We start from the raw sequence: 22171 nt of genomic DNA, 5'->3' as shown, positions 1-22171 counted from the left end.
CGCGCCACCAGCGCGCAGCGACAATGGCCAAAGCTGTCAATCTGGATGACTGGTTTGGCCACTGCCTGCACAGCCCCCGGCGCTAGCCCGCAGGCGGCGCGGCAGCCTCCAGCGCCGCCTGGGTCAGGCGCAATGCCAGCGCCTGCACTGCCGCCTCGCGTTCGCTGCGCAATGCGTTCATTCGCGTCAGGTACACCCCTTCCTGCAGCGTGCCCTGTTGCGCGGCCAGCACCTCGAGTCGATCCCAGAACGGTTGTTCGACCTGCTCGAACTCGCCTTCGTGAGCCTGGCGCAAGTAGGCCAGCCAGAAATCCCGGCCGCTGATGAACGTTGCCAGCTGGTCGGTCTGCTCGGCAGCCAGCACCACCCGCTGGGCCTCGTGTATCTGTGCCGGGGCCACGGCGGCCACTTCGGCGAACTGCATGTTGCGCGGTTGCCCGGGCAGGTCCAGTGCAGCGGCCAGACGGGTGCGATAGGCCAGGCTCACCTCGACCTCGTCCACCCCACGCGCCTCCTGCGTCCTGGCCTGGATGTCGGCACGCGCGAACTGTTCGACCTGTTCAAGACGAAACAGACGCCGCGCAAAGGCGAGCAACGCTTCGCCCTGCTGCTCGTTCGGGCTGTCCGCGCGCACGGTCTGAAACAGCAAATACCGCACTTCGAGCGCACTGTAGGTGGACGACACGCTGTCCACGCACGTGGTCGGGCTGGCCGCCAGTTCGAACAGTTCCTCGCGCAGCGCCGTGTGCTGCGCCATCGCCTCGAGCATGCGCCACACGCGCTGGTCCAGTTCGGCCCGGGTATGCTGGAAATCCGCCGACCCGGTCAGTTCGGTCAGCAACTGGAAGAAGTCTGCGGCGCCAGGCTCTGCAATCAGGCTGTCCCAGTAACGGCTGCGCACATCCAGCTGCGCCTCGTTCGCCAGCTCCAGCCACAGTGCGCGGGCTTGCGCAGTCGTTTCAGCACGTACCATGACACCGGCCGCAGCCTCCACCACGGGCAGCAACTGCTGCAGATCGTTGATACGGTCCCAGGTGGCCTGCGGCAGGGGGTTACGCTGGAGCAGGTAGATGTTCAGCGACTCGGGCACGAAGAACGTCTCCGGCAACTGGGTGATGAGGTTGTCGCGCAAGTCGACCACATCCAGAAACGGACATTCGAGCAACCCGGCCGGGAACAGCTGCAGGCGCGTGCTGCGCAACCACACGTGGCGCAAGTTGTACATGCCGGCCATGTTCGGCAGGATCTCGATGGGATTGTTGTCCAGGTTCAGCACTTCAAGCCGATGCAGGGACGCAAGGGTATTGACCCCGGTGTTGCGCAGGTTGATCTGGTTGAGGTTCAGGTTCACCTCACGCAACCAGTTCATGCCGTTCAAGGCAGGCGGTATGCGCCCGAAGCGGTTGTTGGCCAGGTTGAGCCAGCGCACGCCGACAAAGCGTTGCAGGAAGCTGTTCGACAGCTCGGTCAGCCCCATGCCCACCAGGCTCAGGTCTATCACGTGGGAAAAATCGATACCGGCCCCCAGCGGCGGCAGATGCCCCACCGGCATCGCCACCAGGTTCAGGCGATAGCCGATCAGCGTGCCACCCCCATTGGTCACGCGATCGGTCTGTCGTCGCCAGCACCGGCGCAGCTCATCGGCCACCAGGCGTCGCCACTCGCGGGACTGGCCAAAGACCTCCCGACACCACAGCTGCAGGCTCGCATCGAGGCGCTGGTACTGGTCCAGCAGGCGCATCAGTGCCGTCATCGGTTCAACCGAGCCCCCCTGCAGTTCGGTCAGAAGCACATCGATCTGGAGTTGGTCATAGCCCGGGAACAGTACACGCACCACACTGACCAGGGACCGTCGTGTCGCACTGCCCCGGCCACTGAGCGGATACCCGATGCGACCGTCGGGCAAGCGCTGGGGCGGGCTGAAGCGCCCGGCCGAGCGCGCCTGTCCGATCAGTTGCGCGGCCTCGGAGGGATTGGCCAGGGCCCGCGCAGCCAGGGCCTGGCGCATTTGTGCCGCGCTGTCATGACGCGTCCAGCCCAGGGCGCGACGCTGCTCGCGCGTCAGGCAGCAGGCAATCGCCTCGAACATTCCCTGGGGAGCCGGGATCTCGTCGTCGATCTCGTAGCCTTCAGTGTCGTACACCGAAAACTGCCCGTCGCGACGCACCAGCACGCGGGTCTGGCGGGTATCGCTGAGTGACAACTGGCGCTCGATCACCCGCCCGCTGGACGAACCTTCGCGCAGCTCTAGGTTCAGCCCGTCGGGCCAGGCCGGCATGCGTCGCAGCAAGCCGAAGGCCAGGCCCACGCTGTCGTCACTGTGCACGTTCTGCAGGCACAACCCCTCCAGCGCCCTGCTCAATCGCGCCTCACGCAAGGTGTGGCGTGCCTGCTCGGCGACCGCCAGGGGAATGCGCCGAGTCTGATCCATCATCTGGCGCTGCGTGGCATCGGCCTGCTCTGCCAGCGCCTGGGCATAGCGTCGCGCCAGCCCGGGGAAGTCACGTTGCAACAGGCTCACACGGCTATCGGCAGCGCTCAGCGTGGCCGCCTCAAGGTGCTCGAACAGTTCGAAGCGCAAGCGCGGCATCTGCTCCCAGATGTGATCGAGCTCCGAGTCCTGCCCCGCGTCTTCGACACCCTGCAGATGCTCCCTGCAGAAGGCATGGAGCACAGGGTCCAGGCCCTGGGCATCGGTTTGCCGGTGCAGGCGCTCGAAGAATGTCGAGATGCGCGTATCGATACCGAAGCGGACCAGGGTATCGCGCAGGCGAACCGGCATGCCCCGGTTCTCCACGTGCAGGCCGCGCAGGCGCGCCTCGTCCATACCGGCAATCACCATGACCTGGTCGATCTGCGCATCGCTCAGCCCTTCGGCCAGCGGGCCCAGGCGCCGCATCAGCAGGGCATTGCCCGCCCACTGCAGCGCATGCTCGCCAGGCAGGCGCCAGGCGCCTTCGCCATTGGTTTCCAGGCCGGGCGAGTAGGCTTCGGCACGCTGCGGGTGCACCATAACCCAGCGCCCATCGCGCTGCTGAACCTGATAGGTCTGCCCTTCATGCCTGAGCCACAGCGCGCCTGCATCCTCATACAAGCCATCGCTGCGCGGCACCAGGGTTTCAGGCAAAGGGTGGGCATGACGGTAGCTTGCCAGGTCTTCGTTCCACAGCCTGTATTGGCCCGTGCTGCGCACTATCGGCATGAGGCCGTCGACGAAGGCCGAACGTTTGGCCACCGCCACCAGGCCCGCCACACCCGCCCCTGTTGCAACGCTGGCCAGCACGTTTTCGGCCACGCCGGTCAGATGCGCCAGGGCCTCCTTGCGCTGGCCCTTGCTCCAGTCGACGGCGCCCTCGTAGACCTCGCCCAGCAACTGCCCGACGCTACTGAGCAGCATGATCTGGCCAACCCCGGGGACGAACGAGGCCGATATGCCGAGCAGGGTTTCACCTGCGGCCAGGTAGGCCTCGCGACGTGCTTCGGCCAGCGCATCGTCGACCCTGGCCGTAGGCACGGCAAGCACCGCTGCGTCGGCCTTGAGCCGGGCGATACGCCATTGCGCAAGGCTGGCGAACAACTCCCCGGCCAGCGGGTAATCGAGCAGCTCCAGGTCCGGGCGCGCCGCGTCTCGCTGCGCCTGCCAGGCCGCGCCGAAAGCTGCACGCTCCTGCAGGCTGATCAGGCTCTGGAAGTAGCTCAGGTAATCAGCCGATTTCAAGGCCAGGCCCAGATCGGTTGCACAGGCATACCAGGTCGGATACTGACGCAGCGGGCGCTGCGGATCGCCAGGCAGAAACACCACCACCTGGCGCACCAGGCCGGCCTCGGTCCAGCGTATCGCCCCCTCCAGGGGTTCGCCACGGGCCAGAAAGGCGACCGCGCCCTGTACCTGCTGCCCCAGCACCTCGATGCTGCGCACCCTTACCGGGTGCTCGGCGTAAGTCACCTGGCTCGCCCCGTCGACCACCTGGCGCAGCATGCGGTAGGCCACCTCGTCGATGTCCTTTTTCAGGTAGCCGACCTGGGCGGCCACATCCAGCTGATCGCGCTGTTCGCGGGCCAGCAGCGCATGGCGCTGGCGCTTGAGTGCGTCATCCGGCGGGTCGAGCACACTGTCCAGATGAGCCTGATACTTCTGGCCCAGGTCCAGCGTGCGACACAGGCCGGCAAACCGCTCGGGCGCGACGCCCAGTGCCTGACCCGCAGACACGATCGCCGTGCCGCGAAAGAATCCCCAGTAGCCGCCGGCAGTCTCGCTGAAGTTCTGCAGGGCACGCTGCAACAGCGGGCTCTGGATCTCGATCGCCTCCAGATAAGGCATGGGCGTGGCCGAAAGCCCCGGGCGGTACTGACGCAGGCGCACTTCCTTCCAGTACGCCGCACGCGTGTCCAGTTGCAGCCCCAGGGTGTCGCGCAAGGCCTTGTCCAGCAGGGGCGCAGCGAACACGTCGGGCGACTGCAGGAGCTGGAACAACTCGGTCAACGCTTCAAGCGACGCCTGATGCCGGATCAATGCAGCGCTCACTGCGCGCGCCTGTTCCCTGGATGCCGTGCGCAGCCAACCCGGCAGGCGTTCGGCGATGAATTGATCGAGAATGGTGGGATCGTCTGTGGTGCCGGTGGTTTTGCGGGTGCTCGAGGTCGGGCTCATGGCGCCTGCTCCATCAAGGGGTGGGCACCCAGACTAGGAACAGCCCCGCCGGCAAGGGAGCGGGAAGGCTTGCCTCGCGGCCTCAGCCCGAACCCAGCACGAGGCTGCGGTAATGCCCGGGGTTGCACCCCGACCACTTGCGAAAGGCCTTGTAGAACGAACTGGTGTCGGCAAACCCCAGGCGTTCGGCGATCTCCACGTAGCTGACCTGCGCATCGGCCAGCCAGCCGATGGCCAGCTCGCGGCGCACGCTGTCCTTGAGGGCCTGGTAGGTCTGGCCCTGCTCGGCCAGGCGTCGACGCAGGGTGGAGGCCGACAGGCACAGCTGCTGGGCCAGTGCCTCGGCATCCGGCCACTGGCTGGCGGGCAACTGGCGCAGGTCGTCGCGGATCCGCCGCGCCAGGCTGGTGGGGTCGCGGTACTTCACCAGAATGTTGGCCGGCGCCTCGGCCAGAAAACGCTGCAGCTCTTCAGGTGTGCGCCTGAGCGGCAGGTCCAGGCAATCGGCAGCGAAAATCAGCCGCGTGCGTGGGCGCTCGAACTGCAGGTTCTGTGAAAACATCACGCGGTAGTCATCGCAGTAGTCCGGCTCGGCGCAGCGCAATTCGATGGCCAGAATCGGAATGCGCCGACCCGCCAGCCAGCAGGCCACACCATGCACGATCATCCAGAAGGTGAAATAGGTGAAGGGTCGGCGCGGCGCCTCGGCGGGTTCGCCGATCACGATTTCAGCCAGGCTCTGCTGGCGCACCAGCACCGGGTGCAGGTGCTCGAGCATCAGCGACAGAAACCCCAGCGCGCACTCCAGGCCCGCGCCCAGGGTCGGCTGGGCCATGGACGAGCGGCAGATGAACGCCAGGCTGCCGCTGCGCAGCCCACGCGGGTCCATGCAGAAGAACTCGTCGTTGCAGCGCCGCGCCAGCAGCCGCCACAGCCGGGCATAGGCACTGGCCGGCACGCGGGCCTGGGGCTGCTCCAGTTGCTGCGGGTCGATCCCCACCCGCTGCAGCAACGCCGCAGCCGCCGCGCCGGGTGCGCTGCTTTGCAACAGGGCCTCGCGCACCAGTTGCATGGAGATGGTGTCTTTCTCCTTCATCGACCCTCACTCGTGTTGCAGGTGGTGTGTGCCGGCCATCTTAGGGGGCCGACGGCAAAACGCCAACGCCGTGTCATGCCGGTGACGCCAGGCCGAGAAAGGCCTGGATCAGGCGCAACTCGCGGCGCCGCTCCAGGCAACCGAGCATGTGCTGGTTGACCAGCCCTGGCCCCTCTATGGGCCGGGCCACCACCCGCGGATCGTGGCTGGTCTCCATCGACGAGACGATACCCAGCCCCAGCTGCGCGGCCACCGCCTCGGTCACCGCTTCGCGGCTGTCGAGCTCCAGCAGCACCCGTGGCTGCACCCCGGCCCGGGCACAGGCCTGGTCGAAGGTGCGCCGGGTGATCGAGCCGGGTTCGCGCAGCACCATGATCTGCTGGTCCAGTTCGGCAAGGGGCAACTCGGGGCGGCTGGCCCAGCGATGGCCGGCCGGCAGCAAGGCACAGATACGCGACGGGCCCAGGGCCTGCAGGTGCAGGCCCTTGCGCGGTTCGACCTCGGTCAGCACGGCCACGTCGGCATGCTCGGACAGCAGCGCCGCCAGGGTTTCCTGGGCATTGCCCAGGCGCAGGTTGACCGTGATGCCGGGGTAGCGCACGCGCAGCTGGGCCAGCATCGGCATGACCTGGTGTGGCCCGTCGGCGGCAACTTCCAGGCGCCCGGTAAGCAACTGGCGGTTGGCTTCGAGCATCACCTGCGCCTCCTCGGCCAGGCCGAACATCGCGCGGGTGATGGCGGCCAGGCGGGTGCCCTCCTCGGTCAGCTCCACACGCCGCGCAGTGCGCCGCAGCAGGGTGATCTGGTAATGCTCCTCGAGTGCCTTGATGTGCCCGGTGACCGCTGGCTGGCTGATGAACAGGCGCGCGGCAGCGCGAGTAAAGCTGCCCTCGCGGGCCACCGCATCGAAAGCGCGAAGCTGGAACAGGTTCATATCTATCGGCCTGACTTATGGTTGGCATAACGACAAACAATTTGATTGATGAAGCGCGCAATTGCAACGTAGGCACCGTAGTTTCAGCCCACCGCTTGCGAGGAGCATCGCCATGACCCACACCCCCGTCCTGCTGACGCCGGGCCCCCTGACCACCTCGGCACGCACGCGGCAGGCGATGATGCTCGACTGGGGCTCATGGGACCGCGAATTCAACACCTTGACCGCCAACCTGTGCCAGCAGTTGCTGAGCATCGTCAATGGCCACGCCAGCCACCACTGCGTGCCCCTGCAAGGCAGCGGCACCTTCGCCGTGGAGGCGGCCATCGGCACGCTGGTGCCCCGTGACGGCAAGGTGCTGGTACTGGTCAACGGCGCCTATGGCCAACGCCTGGCCAGGATCTGCCAGGTGCTGGGCCGCGCATTCACCACCTTCGAGACCGCCGAAGACCAGCCCACCACCGCCGCCGATGTCCAACGCCTGATCCGCGCCGATGCCAGCATTACCCACGTGGCGCTGATTCACTGCGAAACCAGTACCGGCATCCTCAACCCGCTGGCGCAGATCGCCCAGGTCGTCGCCGATCACGGCAAGCGCCTGATCATCGACGCCATGAGCTCGTTCGGCGCCCTGCCGATCGACGCGGCCCAGGTGCCTTTCGACGCCCTGATCGCGGCGTCCGGCAAGTGCCTCGAAGGCGTACCGGGCATGGGCTTCGTGTTCACCGACAAGGCCGCACTGGCTGGCGCCGAGGGCAACTCGCCGTCGCTGGCCTTGGACCTGCATGACCAGCATGCCTACATGGCCCGCACCGGCCAGTGGCGCTTCACCCCGCCCACCCACGTGGTGGCGGCGCTGCACGAGGCGCTGCTGCAGTACCACGAGCAAGGCGGCCTGGCGGCGCGCCACCAGCGCTATGCAAGCAACTGCAATAGCCTGCTCGACGGCATGGCGGCCATCGGCTTGCGCAGCTTTCTGCCCGCTGCCATCCAGGCCCCGATCATCGTCACCTTCCACGCCCCGCGTGACCCGCGCTACCAGTTCGCGGACTTCTACGAACGGGTCAAGGCCAAGGGGTTCATCCTCTATCCCGGCAAGCTGACCCAGGTCGAGACATTCCGCGTGGGCTGCATCGGCTGCGTCGGCCCCCACGAGATGCGCGCCGCGGTCCAGGCCGTGGCCGATGCGCTGCGGGAAATGGAAGTGCTGCACATCTGATTCCGTTTTATCCCCCTTTTCTGCGGTATACCGAACAAGGAACGCAATGATGAACTACAGCAACCCCACACAGCTGCAAGCGGCCATTCTCGACTGGGCCGGAACCGTGGTCGACTTCGGCTCGTTCGCCCCCACGCAGATCTTCGTCGAGGCCTTTGCCGAATTCGATGTACAGGTGTCCATCGAGGAGGCCCGCGGCCCTATGGGCATGGGCAAGTGGGACCATATCCGCACGCTGTGCGACCAGCCGCAGATTGCCGAGCGATATCGCGCGGTGTTCGGCCGCGTGCCGAGCGATGATGACGTGACGGCGCTCTACAACCGCTTCATGCCGCTGCAGATCGAAAAGATCGCCACCCATTCGGCGCTGATCCCCGGCGCACTGCAGACCATCAGCGCCCTGCGCCGGCAGGGCCTGAAGATCGGTTCGTGCTCCGGTTATCCGAAGGTGGTGATGGACAAGGTGGTGGAACTGGCCGGGCGCAATGGCTATGTGGCCGACCATGTGGTGGCCACCGACCAGACCCCCAACGGTCGCCCGTGGCCGGCCCAGGCGCTGGCCAACGTGATTGCGCTGGGTATCGACGATGTGGCGGCGTGCGTGAAGGTGGACGACACCGTACCGGGCATTCTGGAAGGGCGTCGTGCCGGCATGTGGACCGTGGCGCTGGTGTGCTCGGGCAACGCGCTGGGGCTGACCCATGAAGGTTACCTGGCACTGGATGCCAAGCAACTGGCCAGCGAGCGTGCGCGCATTCATGCGCTGTTCGAAGGGTCACGCCCGCACTACCTGATCGACACCATCAATGACCTGCCGCAGGTGGTGGACGATATCAATCGGCGTTTGGCGCAGGGTGAGATGCCGCAGGGGGTATAGACCGCGTTGGGCTTTCGCCGGCAAGGCCGGCTCCTGCAATCGGCAAGGCGGCTCCTGCAGGCCAGGAGCCGCCCTCGCCAGCCAAGGGCGCGCCTGGGCCCTATGCCAGGTGCCGCGCCACCCACGCCGCATAACTGTCGATGAAGCTCTGCAGAAACGGCCGGGTCTTCTCAGAAAGCTTGCCATGCTCGTCGAACAGCGTCGCCGCCCCACCCACATAGGCCTCTGGCTGCTGCATGCAGGGCACATCGAGAAACACCAGGGACTGGCGCAGGTGGTGGTTGGCACCAAAGCCCCCCACCGCCCCCGGCGACACACTGATCACCGCCCCCGGCTTCTTGCTGAACACACTCTGCCCATACGGGCGCGAGCCGACGTCGATGGCGTTCTTGAGCACCCCGGGCACCGAGCGGTTGTACTCGGGGGTCACGAACAGCACCGCGTCGCTGGCACGCACCTTGTCGCGAAAGGCCTTGTAGGCTGCCGGTGGGTCGGTGTCGATATCCTCGTTGTACAACGCCAGCTCGCCAATTTCGACGATATCCAGCTTGAGGCTGGCCGGTGCCAGCTCTGCAAGCGCCCTGGCGACCTTGCGGTTGATCGACTCCTTGCGCAAGCTGCCTACCAACACCGCAACCGAATAGACCTGGCTCATGACCACGCTCCAACCTGATCGACATAGAGAAGTGGTAGTTATAGACGCTACGGCGCGGCCCACAGGTTTTTTTCCAGGGGGACTAAACTTCCCAGGCAAAACAGTGGTCTATGGCCCATAGAGAACATTTCAGAGGGCACACGCCAAATGACAGCAGTACTGGTCGGACAATTTCATGCTCGGGATGCTGAAGGACGCATCTACCCCGTTCATGAATTTCAGGAAGCCACCCTGCAGGCCGATGGAAGTGCCGACTCCTTGCCGATCACCAGCTATCGCCTGGCCATCGGCGATCGGGTCAACCACCTGGGCGAGGATCGCTTCGAGTTGGTACAGAGCGGCGTGGAGATCACCCGTATCCCCTGATGCACCGCGCGGCCCGAGCAATCCGGCCGCGCCCTTTGCTTCAGGCAAACAAAAAGGGCGACCCTTGCGGGTCGCCCTTTTTGTGTTACCGCCAGCAGGGGCGGTGATGTTTGGTAGGCACAATTGGATTCGAACCAACGACCCCCACCATGTCAAGGTGGTGCTCTAACCAACTGAGCTATGTGCCTGCTGCGGGGCGCATTCTACTCAGGTTCAAGCCCCCTCGTAAAGCGAAATGTACAAAAAAATCAGCAGCTTTGCCGCGCCCATGAAAACAGCCCAAACGAAAAAGGCGACCCTCTCGGATCGCCTTTTTCGTGTACCGCCAGCAGGGGCGGTGATGTTTGGTAGGCACAATTGGATTCGAACCAACGACCCCCACCATGTCAAGGTGGTGCTCTAACCAACTGAGCTATGTGCCTGCTGTGAGGCGGCATTCTACGCAATCGACGCAGCGTGTCAATACTTTTTTCACGCTAAGCCACTGAATACTAATATTTTTTACCCCAGCCCGGGTTTGCGCGATTTTTACCGTCTGGCTGGCGGGTGTTTATTATTGTTGATACGATCTGCACAATCGTAAAAAATATAGAACATACAACTACAAACCCTGAGGTGCCCGCACATGGCCAACACCCCCTACCCCCAGTCGTATTACGCCGCATCGGCCAACCCCGTCCCGCAGCGCCCGAGCCTGCAGGAAGAAGTACAGACCGACGTCTGCGTGATCGGTGCGGGTTACACCGGCCTGTCCAGTGCCCTGTTCCTGCTCGAGAACGGTTTCAGCGTCACCGTGCTTGAAGCCGCCAAGGTCGGCTTCGGTGCCTCTGGCCGCAACGGCGGTCAGATCGTCAACAGCTACAGCCGCGACATCGACGTGATCGAACGTACCGTCGGCCCCAAACAGGCACAGCTGCTCGGCCAGATGGCCTTCGAGGGCGGGCGCATCATCCGCGAGCGCGTGGCCAAGTACAACATCCAGTGCGACCTGAAGGACGGTGGCGTGTTCGCCGCCCTGACCAAAAAGCAGATGGGCCACCTGGAATCCCAGCAACGCCTGTGGGAACGCTACGGCCACACCCAGCTGGAACTGATGGACCAGCGCCGCATCCGTGAAGTGGTCGCCTGCGACAGCTACATCGGCGGCATGCTGGACATGAGCGGCGGCCATATCCACCCGCTCAACCTGGCCCTGGGCGAAGCCGCCGCAGTGGAATCGCTGGGTGGCAAGATTTACGAACAGTCCCCGGCCATCCGCATCGAGCGCGGTGCCAACCCGGTCGTGCATACCCCGCAGGGCAAGGTGCGCGCCAAGTTCATCATCGTGGCGGGCAACGCCTACCTGGGCAACCTGGTACCGGAGCTGGCCGCCAAGTCGATGCCATGCGGCACTCAGGTGATCACCACCGAGCCGCTGAGCGAAGAGCTGGCACGTACCCTGCTGCCGCAGGACTACTGCGTGGAAGACTGCAACTACCTGCTCGACTACTACCGCCTGACCGGCGACAACCGCCTGATCTTCGGCGGTGGCGTGGTATACGGCGCGCGTGACCCGGCCAACATCGAGGCGATCATCCGCCCGAAAATGCTCAAGGCCTTCCCGCAGCTCAAGGACGTGAAGATCGACTACGCCTGGACCGGCAACTTCCTGCTGACCCTGTCGCGCCTGCCGCAGGTAGGTCGTCTGGGCGACAACATCTACTACTCCCAGGGCTGCAGCGGCCACGGCGTCACCTACACCCACCTGGCCGGCAAGGTGCTGGCCGAGGCCCTGCGCGGCCAGGCCGAGCGTTTCGACGCCTTCGCCGAACTGCCGCACTACCCGTTCCCGGGTGGCCAGATGCTGCGCGTACCGTTCAGTGCCCTGGGCGCGTGGTACTACAGCCTGCGCGACCGCCTGGGCGTGTAAGCCGGCAACCCCGGGCCGTCACTGCCCCACGGCATTGACGGCCTGGCGGGCCGCCTGCTCCTGGCCTGCCTGGGCCAGTTCATTGGCGGCCTTGAGCCAGCGCTGGCGGTCCACCTGGGCCGGCAGTTGGCCGGGCGGCTGCACCAGCACCGCCCAGCTCCCCTCCTTCTTCCAGGCTGCGGCGAAATCGTCGAAGTCCATCAGCAACCGCCGATTGTTGCCCGCACGCAGCAGCACCCGCGACTTGTAGCGGTCATAGCCCACCAGCAGGGCATAGCGCGGCTCGCTCCAGAACGCCGAACCTTCCTGATAGCGCAACAGCACCGGATTGCCCGCGGCCACCTGAGTCAGCAACGCCGGCAGGGTGCCGTCGAGCGGGTACACCACCATGCCGTACTGGCGTGCCACGGTCGCTACCGAGGCCTGCAGCCTGTCGACACCTTGTGGCAGTTGCAAGGGCCCTTCGAGCAGGCCGGGGGTGATGCGCACCCCCTGCTGCGAGAGGATCGCGGCCAGCGCCATCGGCGCGCTCTGGTTGGCGTTACCACGGTAGAACGGCACCGCGCCCAGTTCCACGCGCTGGGGCAGGCTGTTGAGCTGGGATGAAGGCTGGCTGGCGCAACCGGCCAGGCTGGCGGCCAGCAGGCAAGCCAGCAGCAGACGATGGGACACGCGACGTTTGGGGGCGGTGGGCAACATGGACACTCGCTTGTGCTGATGCCGGGCAGACGACGCCCGGCCCTGGCTTGCGATCATAGGCTGGCGCAGGCCTGCGGTATAGCCCGCGGCACGCTTAGAGCGAACTGAACCAAGGCGCTGGACCACTGGTCAACCGTCTGTCACAGACGATGGGCTAGACTGAGCTTGTGTCCGAATGGCGAGTGCAGCTTGCCCAGTCGAAGGAGGCACGCAATGAGTCTGACGATGGGAATCTTTCTGTTGATAGGCACGTGGCTGGTGGTAGCCGCAGCCATGCTCTGGGGGGTGTTGCGCATCGCGCGCCGCCACCATCTGCACCATCCGCAGCCGACCAGGGCTGCATCCGAGGCACAGCGGCACGCTCGCCGCCACGCCAACGCGCACTGACGCGACACTGCATAACAACCTTCGCCGACAACGCCGGCGTCTGCAGGTGCGTCCTGCAGAGCCGACGTCGCTGGCGAAGCGGTCAGTCAGGTTTCGCTTGCAGCGCCTCGCGCCGTTCGCGAGCCCGGCGCGACATGATGTTGAGCACCTCGATCGCGGTGGAGAACGCCATCGCCGCATACACATAACCCTTGGGCACATGGGCACCGAAGCCTTCGGCGATCAGGGTCATGCCGATCATGATCAGGAAGCCCAGGGCCAGCATCACCACGGTAGGGTTGTCGTTGATGAACCGGGCCAGCGGATCGGCGGCCACCAGCATCACGATCACCGCACTGATCACCGCGATGATCATGATCGGCAAGTGCTCGGTCATGCCCACGGCCGTGATGATGCTGTCGATCGAGAACACGATGTCCAGTACCAGGATCTGCCCGATCGCCGCGGCAAAGCCCAGGGTCACGGTAGACGACGCCTTGGTCTCTTCCTTGGCACGCGGGTCGACGCTGTGGTGAATCTCGGACGTCGCCTTCCACAGCAGGAACAGGCCACCGGCGATCAGGATCATGTCCTTCCACGAGAAGGCATGGCCGAACACGTCCACCACCGGCTCGGTAAGCTGCACGATCCACGCCACGGTGCTGAGCAGGCCCAGGCGCATCACCAGCGCCATGCTGATACCGATGCGCCGTGCCTTGGAGCGGAACTGCTCAGGCAGCTTGTTGGTGAGAATCGAGATGAAGATCAGGTTGTCGATGCCCAGCACGATCTCCATGGCCACCAGGGTAGCCAGGGCCACCCAGGCGGTCGGGCTTGCAGCAAGTTCCAACAGGTATTCCATGAATCAATCCTGAATCAGTGTGGGTAAAAAATCAGATTTCCCGGGCGCTGTCGTCGCGCTCGGGTTTGTCCTGGGACTCATCGGGCTTTTTCGCCAGGGGCGAACCGGTCGCGTCGCTGAGCGCCTGCTGGGCGGCATCGTTGGTCTTGTCGATCGCTTCCTTGGCCGACTGGGCAGCCTGGTTGAGCATCTGCTGGGCAGATTTTTCCGCCTGCTCGCAACCGCTCATGGCCAGCAGCGCCAGCGCCATCACCAGGGGTGTGCCAATCGATTTGAAATACAGCATGGGTTCCTCTCTGAAGGTCTTGCCTTGATAGCGACGCATTCTAAAGAGACTGAAACATCCGGAAAATTCGTATTTTCAGCAGTTATACTTCGGTTTTTACGAATCGGAGATGCATATGCTCAACTACCGACAACTGCATTACTTCTGGGTCGTGGCCAAGACCGGCAGCATCGTGCGTGCCGGCGAGCAGCTCAATCTCACCCCGCAGACCATCAGCGGGCAGATCAGCCTGCTTGAGCATAGCTACGGTATCGAATTGTTTCGCCGTGTGGGACGCCAGCTCGAACTGACCGAGACCGGGCGCCAGGCCCTGTCCTACGCCGAGCAGATGTTCCAGATTGGCGGCGAACTGGAAGCAGTGCTGCGCGCTCAGCCCGATGAGCAGCAGATTCTGTTTCGCGTGGGGGTGGCCGACGTGGTGCCCAAGTCGATCGTGTACCGGCTGCTGGCGCCGACCATGGAGCTGCCCGACCCGCTGCGCCTGACCTGCCGCGAGGACAAGCTCGAACGCCTGCTGGCAGATTTGGCAGTACAGCGCCTGGACATGGTGATCTCCGACAGCCCGATGCCCAGCCATCTGGACATCAAGGGCTACAGCCAGAAGCTCGGGGAGTGCGGCATCAGTTTCTTCGCCACCCCGGCACTGGCTGCCCTGCATCCGGCGCCCTTTCCTGTCGGTTTGCAGCATGCACCGATGCTCATTCCCGGCCAGGAGACGGTGGTGCGCAGCCGGCTGCTGCGCTGGTTCGCCGAGCAACAGTTGCAGCCGCGCATCGTCGGCGAATTCGATGACAGTGCGCTGATGCAGGCATTCGGGCAGTCGGGCAGCGGCATCTTCATCGCCCCCAGCGTGATCGCCGACGAGGTCTGCCGCCAGTACGGGGTGGAGTTGATCGGCCAGACCGATGCCGTCACCGAGTCGTTCTATGCCATTTCGGTAGAGCGCAAGGTCAAGCACCCGGGTATCGTCGCGATCACCGAAGGTGCCCGCCGCGAGCTGTTCAACTGGCCTGCGCCCTGAGAGACACACGGCACCGACATCACATCCCGGGCCTAAACATTCCACGGCCCGAACCGTCGATAGAAGGACGCGCCGACGCATCGCGACAACACGCCCCACCTACCGCCAGGCAGTGTGCTGCGGTCAGGGCCCGCGTGCTGTGCTAAAGTCCCGCCCCTTTCGCCGCAGGGCTTGCCCGCGGCATGCCTTTGCTACGCTATCCGGGCCTCCCGGACCTTGCACAAGAACGAGAAACACCTGTCATGACCCCACTTCTGAACCTGTTGAACCGTACCAGTCTGGTACTGCAGATCGTGATCGGCCTGGTGGCCGGCATTGCCGTGGCGCTGCTCTGGCCAGCCGCCGCGCTGAACCTGGCATTTATCGGCAAGGTATTTGTCAGTGCGCTCAAGGCGGTGGCACCCATTCTGGTGTTCATCCTGGTGATGGCTTCCATCGCCAACCACAGGCACGGCCAGGAAACCCATATCCGCCCTATTCTGGTGCTCTATCTTTTCGGCACCTTTTCCGCAGCGGTAGTGGCGGTGGTCGCCAGCATGCTGTTCCCCTCCCAGCTGGTGCTGGCCACTCATGATGTGGCGATGAGCCCGCCTGGTGGCATCAGCGAAGTGCTGCAAGGCCTGCTGCTGAGCGTGGTGGCCAACCCGGTGACCGCGCTGATGGAGGCCAACTTCATCGGTATCCTGGCCTGGGCGATCGCCCTGGGCGTGGCTATCCGACATGCCGGTGAAACCACCCGCACCGTGGTCGACGACCTGTCCAAGGGCGTAACGCTGATCGTGCGCATGGTCATCCGTTTCGCGCCTCTGGGGATCTTCGGCCTGGTGGCTGCGACCCTGGCCGAATCCGGCCTGGGGGCCCTGCTGGGCTACCTGCACCTGCTGGTGGTGCTGATCGGCTGCATGCTGTTCGTGGCGCTGGTGATGAACCCGCTGATCGTGTACTGGAAAATCCGTCGCAACCCATTCCCGCTGACGCTGCTGTGCCTGCGCGAAAGCGGAATCACCGCGTTCTTCACCCGCAGCTCGGCCGCCAACATTCCGGTCAACCTGGCACTGAGCGAAAAACTCGGGCTGCATGAGGACACCTACTCGGTGTCGATCCCGCTGGGTGCGACCATCAACATGGCCGGCGCGGCCATCACCATCACCGTGCTGACCCTGGCGGCGGTGCATACCCTGGGCATCAGCGTCGACCTGCCCACGGCCATCCTGCTCAGCGTGGTCGCCGCCGTGTGCGCATGCGGCGCCTCGGGTGTGGCGGGCGGCTCGCTGCTGCTGATTCCGCTGGCGTGCGGCCTGTTCGGCATTCCCAGCGAGGTGGCCATGCAGGTGGTGGCGGTAGGCTTCATCATCGGCATCCTGCAGGACTCGGCCGAAACGGCGCTCAATTCGTCCACCGACGTGCTGTTCACGGCCGCCGCGTGCGAGGCCGAGGAACGCCAGGCGAGCTGATCCTGGCAGGCATGAAAAAGCCCGGCAAGGCGTCGACCTTGCCGGGCTTTTTCATGCCTGGGTAATCAGAACGCGCCCATGTAGTCGCGCTTGCCGATTTCCACGCCATTGTGGCGCAGGATGGCGTAGGCCGTGGTCACGTGGAAGAAGAACTGCGGCAGGCCGTAGGTCAGCAGGTAGCTCTGGCCGGTGAAGCGTTTTTCTTTCGGCGTACCCGGGCGGGTGATGATCTCGATGCCTTCCTTGCCGTCGATCTGCTTCGCCTCGATCTGCTCGACGAAGGCCAACACCTTGGCGATCAGCGCCTGCAGCTCGGCAAAGGTGGTTTCAGTGTCGTCGTACTTGGGCAGTTCGACCTCGGCCAGGCGGGCCGAAACCCCCTTGGCGAAGTCCACCGCAATCTGCACCTGGCGAACCAGCGGGAACATGTCGGGGTACAGGCGCGCCTGCAGGAAGACATTGGCGTCGATATTCTTAGCCTCGGCGTGCGCCTGGGCCTTGCCCAGCACATCGCTCAGGGCATTGAGCATCTGTTTGAAAACGGGAACAGAGGCGGCGTACAGGGAAATGGTCATGACAGTCTCGCTGGGTGATGGATTGAGCGTGGCCGATTATAGACACGCTTGGCGGCGCCCGGCGGCTTGTCTTTTATTCTGCAAGGATTAGGCTAGTTGCCTTCCACAGCATAGGGAACGCGCGATGAGCACTGAGTTGGACACCCCCGTTGACGAGCAGCGCCTCGACAGCACGCAAATCCGTATCCTCGGCGCCTTGATCGAAAAGCAGGCCACCAGCCCCGAAACCTACCCCCTCACCCTCAACGCCGTGGTGCTGGCCTGCAACCAGAAGACCAGCCGCGAGCCGGTGATGAACCTGACCCAGGGCCAGGTCGGCCAGAGCCTGCGTGCCCTCGAAAGCCAGGGCCTGGCGCGCCTGCAGATGGGCAGCCGGGCCGACCGCTGGGAGCACCGCGTCGACAAGGCGCTGGAGCTGGTACCGGCGCAACAGGTGCTGCTGGGGCTGATGTTCCTGCGCGGGCCGCAGACGGTCAGCGAGCTGCTGACGCGCAGCAACCGCATGCATGAATTCGAGGATGCCGAACAGGTGCTGCATCAGCTGGAGCGCCTGGTAGCCCGGGGCTTTGCCCTGCACCTGCCGCGCCAGCCCGGCCAGCGCGAAGACCGCTACACCCATGCCTTCGGCGACCCGGCCGACATCGAGGCGATTCTGGCGGCACGCCAGCAAGGCGCGGAACGCCCTGTCGGCGGCGTGTCGGCCGAGCGCATCGAGGCACTGGAGGCGCGGATCGCGGCGCTGGAAGAACGCCTGGCGCAGCTGGAGTAGCCAGCTCGGCACAGGGTCGAGCAACGCTTTGCGGGAGCGCGTTCAGCCGCTCCCGCTCACTGCCTGGCGCGAACCTGCCTGCAGGGCTCAATCGCCCCGCGCAAACGCCACCGCTTCGGCGATCTGCCGTGAATCGGGGCGCACCCCGGTATACAGCACGAACTGCTCCAGCGCCTGCAACGCAATCACCTCCAGCCCGGTAACCACTGGTTTGCCAGCAGCCTGGGCGGCCACGATCAAGGGCGTCTGCGCCGGCATCGCCACCACATCGAACACCGCCTGCGCCGCCTCGATCTGCTCGTGCTCGAAGGCCAGTTGCTGCGCCTCGGCCCCGCCCGCCATGCCGATCGGCGTCACGTTCACCAGCAACCGGGCCCGCACACCGTGTGGCTCGGCCTGCCAGCGATAGCCACAGGTGCGGGCCAGCCGCTCGCCAGCCTCGCGATTGCGCGCAACGATCGTGCCGTCGCTGAAACCGGCATCGCGCAGCGCGCACGCCACCGCCTTGGCCATGCCGCCGCTGCCGCGCAGCGCCACGTTCCATGCAGAGTCCAGGCGATGCTGGTGGATCAGTTGACGCACCGCCAGGTAGTCGGTGTTGAAGCCCTTGAGATGCCCCTGGGTGTTGACCAGCGTGTTCACCGAATCGATGGCCGCCGCCGACGGGTCCAGCTCATCGAGCAACGCGATGCAGGCCTCCTTGAACGGCATCGACACACCGCACCCACGCACACCCAGCGCGCGAATGCCGGCCACGGCGGCCGGCAGGTCGGTGGTGGTCATGGCCTTGTAGTAGTAATCCAGCCCCAGCTGCTGGTACAGATGGTTATGAAAGCGCACGCCGAAGGTACCGGGGCGCCCGGCCAGGGACATGCACAAAACGGTGTCTTTGCTGGGGGTCATCGATTGGCTCCTGAAAACGGCAGGGGCACCAGTATGCACTCACTGCCCACCGAACCGTTGATCGGGGCTTACACAACCTTTACTCAACGCCCGTGCCATTTTTCCGGGGGCTGCGGTCTTATGGGTATCCCCGCGCCACGTCTTGGGTGTCTCGACAGCACCAGCGCCGGGGCTGCAAACCGAGGAGTCTTCATGAACCGTCACATCCCGAGAATCGCCCTGCTGGTTGGCGCCCTGGCCGTCTGCGGGCAAGCGGCCGCCCACGGTGGTGGCGGCGGCTGGCACGGCGGTGCCGGCCCGGTGCTTGGCGCGGCCGTCGTCGGTGCCGTGGTGGGTGCGGTGGTGTCCGGCAATCACGACCGTACCGTCTACGTCGAGCGCCAGCCGGCCTACTACGGTCCCCCGCCGGTGTATGTCCAGGCCCCGCCGCCGCCGGTGTACTACCAGCCGTACCCGCCGTATCCGGTAGTGGAGCGCTACGTACCGGTGCCGCCGCCGTATTATCGCGAGCGCTACTACGGCCCGCCACCGGTGTACTACGGACCGCCCCGCTGGTAGCACCGGCCCAGCGCCCTGCCTGCGGGCAGGGCGCTGGCTGTCGGGGAAACCGCCCGCATTGGCTTGATCGCCGTTCAAGCCTAGGCTGGCATACCCTCACAGCCTGAACCCAGGAGTTCGCATGACCGCTGAAAAAGGATTTCCAGCCCCGCTCGACCCAGCCCAACACCCCCTTGCCGCCGCGCAGCAGATGACCCTGGCGATCATCCTCAGCGGCCAGTACAAGCTGCCACAGACGCCCGCCAAGGCGGCCGAGGCAGGCCACGAGCTGCTCAAGGCCGTCACCGCCGGCTACCTCAAGTCCCGCTAAGGTCCCGCTCGGCTGGTTCGGCACGCCGATCCAGCCACTGCAAACGAAGCCCAAGGTTAAATAAATTTCATAGTTCGCCCAATGTTTACGGGGCAATCGACACAGACTCGACCATACTCCTAGAATGTAACGGCTTGTAATAAAAAACCCGTGCACAGCCAACGACATACCTACATTTAGTGAGCACCAACGTGAAAACCTCCCTGTCTATTCTCAGCCTGCTGCTGATGCTCACTGGCACTGCCAGCGTCACGTCGAACGCTGTTGCCCAACCGGCCCCCCAGGTCCAGCGCGACCCTGCCAAGCTGCACCTGGCCTCGGGCAGTGCACTGCTGATCGACCTGCAGACCAACAAGGTGCTGTATGCGAGCAACCCGGACCGTGTGGTGCCGATCGCCTCGGTCACCAAACTGATGACCGCGATGGTGGTGCTCGATGCCAAGCAGGCCATGGACGAACCCCTGACCATCACCATCGCCCAGACCAAGGAAATGAAGGGCGTGTACTCGCGGGTTCGCCTGGGTAGCGAGCTGAACCGTCGCGACACCCTGCTGATCACCCTGATGTCCTCGGAAAACCGGGCCGCCGCGACCCTTGCGCACCACTACCCCGGTGGCTACGCCGCCTTCATCAAGGCCATGAACGCCAAGGCCAAGGCCCTGGGCATGAGTCATACCCGCTATGTGGAACCCACCGGCCTGTCGACCAGCAACGTGTCCACCGCCCGCGACCTGAGCAAGCTGCTGCTGGCCGCGCGCAGCTACCCGCTGCTGAGCGAGCTGAGCACCACCCGCGAAAAGACCGTGGCCTTCAAGAAACCCAACTACACCCTGGGCTTTCGCAACACCGACCACCTGGTCAACAAGAGCAACTGGGACATCAAGCTGACCAAGACCGGCTTCACCAATGAGGCCGGCCATTGCCTGGTGCTGCTGACGCGGATGGACAATCGCCCGGTGGCCATGGTGATACTCGACGCCTTCGGCAAGTACACCCATTTCGCCGATGCCAGCCGCATGCGCCAATGGCTGGAAACCGGCGACGCCAAACCCGCCCCGGCCGTCGCGATCCGCTACAAGGCCGAACGCAGCCAGAACCGCCCTGCGGTCGACTGATCGCACACACTGCCGTGCCTCGCGCACGGCAGACACCCCACCCGCCAAGATCGTGAAGCCACAACTCCGAGCGCGCGCCGGAGGTTGTAAATTTAGCCCTCCATCAATCGTCCTTCCCCTGACACCCGACCTTCGCCTGACACAGCCAGGCCGTCGGACCGATCAGTACTGCGACCGAGATGGCAATGACCAGAACCCGTTCCCGAAAAGCCCTGTACATCGGCCTGCCGCTTGCCCTGGCAGCAGTCGTGGGCGCAGCCGCCGCTGGCTACCTGTACTGGAAGCAAGGGCCTGCCTACCCCCGCGAGATCGTCGAGCAGGCCAATGCCCTGCACGAGCACATGCTGTCCTTCGATAGCCACGTCACCGTACCGCTGGACATGGGCACCGCTGGCCACGAGGTGGACAAGAACAGCGGCGGCCAGCTCGATCTGGTCAAGGCCGGCCAGGGGCGACTATCCGGCGCGGCGCTGACGATCTTCGGCTGGCCCGAACTGTGGAACGGCCCGAATGCGCCCCACCGCCCCACTCCGGGATTTGTCGACGAGGCCCGCCACCAACAGGAGGTGCGCTACAAGATCATCAGCGCCATGGTGCGCGACTTCCCCAACCAGATCGGCATCGCCTACACCCCCGACGACATGCGCCGCCTGCATGGCGAGGGCAAGTTCGCCATCTTCATCAGCATGCTCAACGCCTACCCACTGGGAAACGACCTGTCCCAGCTCGACCTGTGGGCGGCCCGTGGCATGCGCATGTTCGGCTTCAGCTACACCGGCAACAATGACTGGGCGGACTCCTCGCGGCCGCTGCCGTTCTTCAACGACACCGCTGACGCCCTGGGAGGGCTGTCGCCAATCGGCAAGCAGGCGGTCAAGCGCCTGAACGATCTGGGGGTGATCATCGATGTCTCGCAGATGTCGACCCTGGCCCTGGAGGACGTGGCTCGCCTGAGCCGCACCCCGATCGTGGCCTCGCACTCGGCGCCACGGGCGTTGGTAGATATCCCGCGTAACCTCAGCGACAAGGAACTGAAACTGATCAGGGACAGCGACGGCGTGGTCCAGGTCGTCGGCTTCGGCACCTATCTCAAGCCCCTGAGCAAACCGACCCTGGACAAACTCGAGGCTCTGCGCGCCCGCTTCGACCTGCAGCCCCTGCAGGGGCTGGCCAATGCGCTGATGCCGGGCGATGCGGTGATTGCGATCTGGCCCGAGGCGCGCTTTGGCGAGTATGCCGGCAACCTCTACGGCATCATCGATGAGGAGCCCAAGGCCACCCTCAAGGATTTCGGCGATGCAATCGACTACGTCGTGAAGAAGATCGGCATCGACCATGTGGGCATCAGCTCGGACTTTAACGACGGTGGCGGCCTGGACGGCTGGAAGGACGCCAGCGAAACCCGCAACGTGACTGCCGAACTGCTCAGCCGCGGCTACTCCGAAGCAGACATCGCCAAGCTGTGGGGTGGCAACTTCCTGCGCGTGTGGGCCCAGGTGCAGAAAGCCGCACAACCCGTTGCCACGCTAGCCCCCTGACCCTTATC

Annotated in this window: 21 protein-coding genes and 2 tRNA genes; 12 read left to right on the top strand and 11 right to left on the bottom strand. The window is 64.8% G+C overall.

The window, feature by feature from the left end; genetic code table 11:
* Positions 1 to 82 precede the first annotated feature (82 nt).
* The 3 genes from KH389_RS09945 to KH389_RS09935 form a co-directional block, all read right to left on the bottom strand.
* The gene (locus tag KH389_RS09945; protein WP_213607281.1) at positions 83 to 4651 is read right to left on the bottom strand and encodes an NEL-type E3 ubiquitin ligase domain-containing protein; all 4569 of its coding nucleotides are present in this window, start codon (positions 4649 to 4651) and stop codon (positions 83 to 85) included.
* 82 nt (positions 4652 to 4733) lie between these two features.
* Positions 4734 to 5747 carry an AraC family transcriptional regulator gene (locus KH389_RS09940; protein WP_043859675.1) on the bottom strand — a complete coding sequence of 338 codons (1014 nt, stop codon included), beginning with the start codon at positions 5745 to 5747 and terminating at the stop codon, positions 4734 to 4736.
* 73 nt (positions 5748 to 5820) lie between these two features.
* Positions 5821 to 6681, bottom strand: a complete 861-nt coding sequence (locus KH389_RS09935; RefSeq protein ID WP_213607280.1) for a LysR substrate-binding domain-containing protein — start codon at positions 6679 to 6681, stop codon at positions 5821 to 5823.
* Between the two features lie 112 nt (positions 6682 to 6793).
* Between KH389_RS09935 and KH389_RS09930 the strand changes: the two genes are divergently transcribed.
* Together KH389_RS09930 and phnX are read left to right on the top strand one after the other, a co-directional pair.
* The gene (locus KH389_RS09930) at positions 6794 to 7900 is read left to right on the top strand and encodes a 2-aminoethylphosphonate--pyruvate transaminase (protein ID WP_213607279.1); all 1107 of its coding nucleotides are present in this window, start codon (positions 6794 to 6796) and stop codon (positions 7898 to 7900) included.
* 49 nt (positions 7901 to 7949) lie between these two features.
* A complete protein-coding gene (phnX, locus tag KH389_RS09925) occupies positions 7950 to 8777 on the top strand; it encodes a phosphonoacetaldehyde hydrolase (RefSeq protein WP_213607278.1) in 828 nt (275 codons plus the stop codon).
* Between the two features lie 100 nt (positions 8778 to 8877).
* Here the strand turns inward: phnX and KH389_RS09920 are convergent, their stop codons facing one another.
* Positions 8878 to 9432, bottom strand: a complete 555-nt coding sequence (locus KH389_RS09920; protein WP_213607277.1) for an NADPH-dependent FMN reductase — start codon at positions 9430 to 9432, stop codon at positions 8878 to 8880.
* 147 nt (positions 9433 to 9579) lie between these two features.
* On the opposite strand from KH389_RS09920, the gene KH389_RS09915 reads away from it, so the two are divergent.
* Entirely contained in the window at positions 9580 to 9798 is a 219-nt protein-coding gene (locus tag KH389_RS09915) for a hypothetical protein (protein WP_043859680.1), read from the top strand.
* A 111-nt stretch (positions 9799 to 9909) separates the two neighbouring features.
* Here the strand turns inward: KH389_RS09915 and KH389_RS09910 are convergent.
* Positions 9910 to 9986: transfer RNA gene (locus tag KH389_RS09910), tRNA-Val, on the bottom strand.
* Positions 9987 to 10143: 157 nt separating this feature from the next.
* Positions 10144 to 10220 (bottom strand) — tRNA-Val (locus tag KH389_RS09905).
* A gap of 203 nt (positions 10221 to 10423) precedes the next feature.
* Here KH389_RS09905 and KH389_RS09900 point away from each other — a divergent pair.
* Positions 10424 to 11707: an NAD(P)/FAD-dependent oxidoreductase gene (locus tag KH389_RS09900; RefSeq protein ID WP_043863032.1), complete on the top strand. Its 1284-nt coding sequence runs from the start codon at positions 10424 to 10426 to the stop codon at positions 11705 to 11707.
* Between the two features lie 18 nt (positions 11708 to 11725).
* Here KH389_RS09900 and KH389_RS09895 read toward each other — a convergent pair whose 3' ends face one another.
* Positions 11726 to 12463, bottom strand: a complete 738-nt coding sequence (locus KH389_RS09895; RefSeq protein WP_054915713.1) for a peptidase C39 family protein — start codon at positions 12461 to 12463, stop codon at positions 11726 to 11728.
* A gap of 156 nt (positions 12464 to 12619) precedes the next feature.
* Here KH389_RS09895 and KH389_RS09890 point away from each other — a divergent pair, with 156 nt between their 5' ends.
* Positions 12620 to 12793: a hypothetical protein gene (locus tag KH389_RS09890; protein ID WP_167400240.1), complete on the top strand. Its 174-nt coding sequence runs from the start codon at positions 12620 to 12622 to the stop codon at positions 12791 to 12793.
* Positions 12794 to 12875: 82 nt separating this feature from the next.
* On the opposite strand, the gene KH389_RS09885 is transcribed toward KH389_RS09890, so the two are convergent.
* Together KH389_RS09885 and KH389_RS09880 are read right to left on the bottom strand one after the other, a co-directional pair.
* On the bottom strand, positions 12876 to 13634 hold the full coding sequence (locus KH389_RS09885; protein ID WP_043863034.1) for a TerC family protein: 759 nt from the start codon (positions 13632 to 13634) through the stop codon (positions 12876 to 12878).
* Between the two features lie 31 nt (positions 13635 to 13665).
* Positions 13666 to 13920 carry a hypothetical protein gene (locus KH389_RS09880; RefSeq protein ID WP_078480500.1) on the bottom strand — a complete coding sequence of 85 codons (255 nt, stop codon included), beginning with the start codon at positions 13918 to 13920 and terminating at the stop codon, positions 13666 to 13668.
* A gap of 115 nt (positions 13921 to 14035) precedes the next feature.
* Between KH389_RS09880 and nhaR the strand changes: the two genes are divergently transcribed.
* Together nhaR and sstT are read left to right on the top strand one after the other, a co-directional pair.
* Positions 14036 to 14941 (top strand): transcriptional activator NhaR, encoded by a 906-nt coding sequence (gene nhaR, locus KH389_RS09875; RefSeq protein WP_043863167.1) that lies wholly within the window; start codon positions 14036 to 14038, stop codon positions 14939 to 14941.
* A 242-nt stretch (positions 14942 to 15183) separates the two neighbouring features.
* Positions 15184 to 16395: a serine/threonine transporter SstT gene (gene sstT / locus KH389_RS09870; RefSeq protein ID WP_088515692.1), complete on the top strand. Its 1212-nt coding sequence runs from the start codon at positions 15184 to 15186 to the stop codon at positions 16393 to 16395.
* Positions 16396 to 16460: 65 nt separating this feature from the next.
* Here the strand turns inward: sstT and KH389_RS09865 are convergent, their stop codons facing one another.
* Entirely contained in the window at positions 16461 to 16970 is a 510-nt protein-coding gene (locus tag KH389_RS09865; protein WP_043863037.1) for a DUF1993 domain-containing protein, read from the bottom strand.
* A gap of 124 nt (positions 16971 to 17094) precedes the next feature.
* On the opposite strand from KH389_RS09865, the gene KH389_RS09860 reads away from it, so the two are divergent.
* Positions 17095 to 17739 (top strand): YceH family protein, encoded by a 645-nt coding sequence (locus tag KH389_RS09860; protein ID WP_043863038.1) that lies wholly within the window; start codon positions 17095 to 17097, stop codon positions 17737 to 17739.
* 87 nt (positions 17740 to 17826) lie between these two features.
* Here the strand turns inward: KH389_RS09860 and KH389_RS09855 are convergent, their stop codons facing one another.
* Positions 17827 to 18642, bottom strand: a complete 816-nt coding sequence (locus KH389_RS09855; RefSeq protein WP_213607276.1) for a shikimate 5-dehydrogenase — start codon at positions 18640 to 18642, stop codon at positions 17827 to 17829.
* Positions 18643 to 18834: 192 nt separating this feature from the next.
* Here KH389_RS09855 and KH389_RS09850 point away from each other — a divergent pair, with 192 nt between their 5' ends.
* From KH389_RS09850 to pvdM, 4 genes are all read left to right on the top strand, one after another.
* On the top strand, positions 18835 to 19200 hold the full coding sequence (locus KH389_RS09850; RefSeq protein ID WP_054915708.1) for a hypothetical protein: 366 nt from the start codon (positions 18835 to 18837) through the stop codon (positions 19198 to 19200).
* 121 nt (positions 19201 to 19321) lie between these two features.
* Positions 19322 to 19510, top strand: coding sequence for a hypothetical protein (locus tag KH389_RS09845; RefSeq protein WP_043863041.1), 189 nt, complete (start codon positions 19322 to 19324; stop codon positions 19508 to 19510).
* A gap of 191 nt (positions 19511 to 19701) precedes the next feature.
* Complete coding sequence (gene pbpG / locus KH389_RS09840) at positions 19702 to 20625, top strand: D-alanyl-D-alanine endopeptidase (RefSeq protein WP_043863168.1); 924 nt, start codon at positions 19702 to 19704, stop codon at positions 20623 to 20625.
* A 185-nt stretch (positions 20626 to 20810) separates the two neighbouring features.
* Positions 20811 to 22163 (top strand): pyoverdine-tailoring dipeptidase-like protein PvdM, encoded by a 1353-nt coding sequence (pvdM, locus tag KH389_RS09835; RefSeq protein ID WP_213607275.1) that lies wholly within the window; start codon positions 20811 to 20813, stop codon positions 22161 to 22163.
* Positions 22164 to 22171: the final 8 nt, after the last annotated feature.

The sequence above is a fragment of the Pseudomonas qingdaonensis genome (genome assembly GCF_018398475.1).
Lineage (GTDB): Bacteria > Pseudomonadota > Gammaproteobacteria > Pseudomonadales > Pseudomonadaceae > Aquipseudomonas > Aquipseudomonas palmensis.
Note: the sequence above shows the minus strand (reverse complement) of the source record. Positions and strands in the feature narration are given on the sequence as shown.

What these genes read in the sequence shown, in the direction of transcription:
- KH389_RS09945 (WP_213607281.1), bottom strand. Translation starts at nt 4,651, where the DNA reads ATGAGCCCGACCTCGAGCACCCGCAAAACCACCGGCACCACAGACGAT.
- KH389_RS09940 (WP_043859675.1), bottom strand. Translation starts at nt 5,747, where the DNA reads ATGAAGGAGAAAGACACCATCTCCATGCAACTGGTGCGCGAGGCCCTG.
- KH389_RS09935 (WP_213607280.1), bottom strand. Translation starts at nt 6,681, where the DNA reads ATGAACCTGTTCCAGCTTCGCGCTTTCGATGCGGTGGCCCGCGAGGGC.
- KH389_RS09930 (WP_213607279.1), top strand. Translation starts at nt 6,794, where the DNA reads ATGACCCACACCCCCGTCCTGCTGACGCCGGGCCCCCTGACCACCTCG.
- phnX (WP_213607278.1), top strand. Translation starts at nt 7,950, where the DNA reads ATGAACTACAGCAACCCCACACAGCTGCAAGCGGCCATTCTCGACTGG.
- KH389_RS09920 (WP_213607277.1), bottom strand. Translation starts at nt 9,432, where the DNA reads ATGAGCCAGGTCTATTCGGTTGCGGTGTTGGTAGGCAGCTTGCGCAAG.
- KH389_RS09915 (WP_043859680.1), top strand. Translation starts at nt 9,580, where the DNA reads ATGACAGCAGTACTGGTCGGACAATTTCATGCTCGGGATGCTGAAGGA.
- KH389_RS09900 (WP_043863032.1), top strand. Translation starts at nt 10,424, where the DNA reads ATGGCCAACACCCCCTACCCCCAGTCGTATTACGCCGCATCGGCCAAC.
- KH389_RS09895 (WP_054915713.1), bottom strand. Translation starts at nt 12,463, where the DNA reads ATGATCGCAAGCCAGGGCCGGGCGTCGTCTGCCCGGCATCAGCACAAG.
- KH389_RS09890 (WP_167400240.1), top strand. Translation starts at nt 12,620, where the DNA reads ATGAGTCTGACGATGGGAATCTTTCTGTTGATAGGCACGTGGCTGGTG.
- KH389_RS09885 (WP_043863034.1), bottom strand. Translation starts at nt 13,634, where the DNA reads ATGGAATACCTGTTGGAACTTGCTGCAAGCCCGACCGCCTGGGTGGCC.
- KH389_RS09880 (WP_078480500.1), bottom strand. Translation starts at nt 13,920, where the DNA reads ATGCTGTATTTCAAATCGATTGGCACACCCCTGGTGATGGCGCTGGCG.
- nhaR (WP_043863167.1), top strand. Translation starts at nt 14,036, where the DNA reads ATGCTCAACTACCGACAACTGCATTACTTCTGGGTCGTGGCCAAGACC.
- sstT (WP_088515692.1), top strand. Translation starts at nt 15,184, where the DNA reads ATGACCCCACTTCTGAACCTGTTGAACCGTACCAGTCTGGTACTGCAG.
- KH389_RS09865 (WP_043863037.1), bottom strand. Translation starts at nt 16,970, where the DNA reads ATGACCATTTCCCTGTACGCCGCCTCTGTTCCCGTTTTCAAACAGATG.
- KH389_RS09860 (WP_043863038.1), top strand. Translation starts at nt 17,095, where the DNA reads ATGAGCACTGAGTTGGACACCCCCGTTGACGAGCAGCGCCTCGACAGC.
- KH389_RS09855 (WP_213607276.1), bottom strand. Translation starts at nt 18,642, where the DNA reads ATGACCCCCAGCAAAGACACCGTTTTGTGCATGTCCCTGGCCGGGCGC.
- KH389_RS09850 (WP_054915708.1), top strand. Translation starts at nt 18,835, where the DNA reads ATGAACCGTCACATCCCGAGAATCGCCCTGCTGGTTGGCGCCCTGGCC.
- KH389_RS09845 (WP_043863041.1), top strand. Translation starts at nt 19,322, where the DNA reads ATGACCGCTGAAAAAGGATTTCCAGCCCCGCTCGACCCAGCCCAACAC.
- pvdM (WP_213607275.1), top strand. Translation starts at nt 20,811, where the DNA reads ATGACCAGAACCCGTTCCCGAAAAGCCCTGTACATCGGCCTGCCGCTT.